The 865-nt window shown below is 77.6% G+C and carries 2 pseudogenes; both read left to right on the top strand.

What is annotated here, in order from left to right:
* Positions 1–672 (top strand): annotated as a pseudogene (locus CQZ88_RS23450) (hypothetical protein); the annotation flags it as partial.
* A gap of 39 nt (positions 673–711) precedes the next feature.
* A pseudogene (locus CQZ88_RS31670) lies at positions 712–865 on the top strand (carboxylesterase family protein); the annotation flags it as partial.

The raw sequence follows: 865 nt of genomic DNA, 5'->3' as shown, positions 1-865 counted from the left end.
ATCCGCTCCCCCGCCCGCACGGCACTGCTCGACGTCGACGCGACCGCGTGGGACACCGCGGCGGACGCGGCCGGCGGCACCCCCAACTCCCTCTTCCTCGCGCTCGCCGCGGGCATCGCCCACCGCGCCGGGCTCGACTGGCCGCTGCGGATCGCGGTGCCCGTCGACGGCCGCACCGCCGCCCCCGGCCTCCCCGACGACGGCGCCGGCAACGGAGTGACGATGACCGAGGTGGTGGTCGACGCGTCCGACACCCCGGCCTCGATCCGCCACCGCGCCCGTGCGGCGTACACCCGCCGCCGGGAGGGGGCGCCGCACGGTCTGCCGGACGAGGTGCTGCAACTGCTGCCCGACCGGCTCGCCGCGCGCCTCGCCGCGGGGGCCGGCGAGCGGGACCTGCTGTGCTCCAACATCGGGCCGCTGCCCCCGGTGCTCGACGGATTCGGCCCGCACCGCACCACCGGCGTCGCCACCCGCGCCGTCCACCCGGGCCTCGCGACCGCCCGGGCCTCGACGTCCACCCGGCTCGCCGCGTACCTGTGCCGGCAGGGCGACCGCTACACCCTGGCCCTCGTCGCGCTCGACGACGAGCACTTCCCCACCCGGGCCGCCCTGCGCGCGGACACGGACGCCGAGCTCGCCGCCCACGGGCTGCACGGCCGGCACTGGTAACCGCGGCACCTATGACTCGGCGTCACGTACAGTTCGAGCATGGCGGCTGAGACCCTTGTCACTGTTCCCGACGGCGCCCTGCGCGGCACCCGCATCGGCGACCTCCTCGCCTGGCGCGGCGTCCCCTACGCGGCACCCCCGGTGGGACCGCTGCGGCTGCGCGCCCCGCAGCCGGTGCAACCGTGGACCGGTG

It is taken from the genome of Rhodococcus sp. ENV425 (genome assembly GCF_002887785.1).
Classification (GTDB): domain Bacteria; phylum Actinomycetota; class Actinomycetes; order Mycobacteriales; family Mycobacteriaceae; genus Rhodococcus; species Rhodococcus aetherivorans.
The sequence above is the reverse complement of the archived record's forward strand: the minus strand, read 5'-3'. Positions and strand labels throughout refer to the sequence as shown.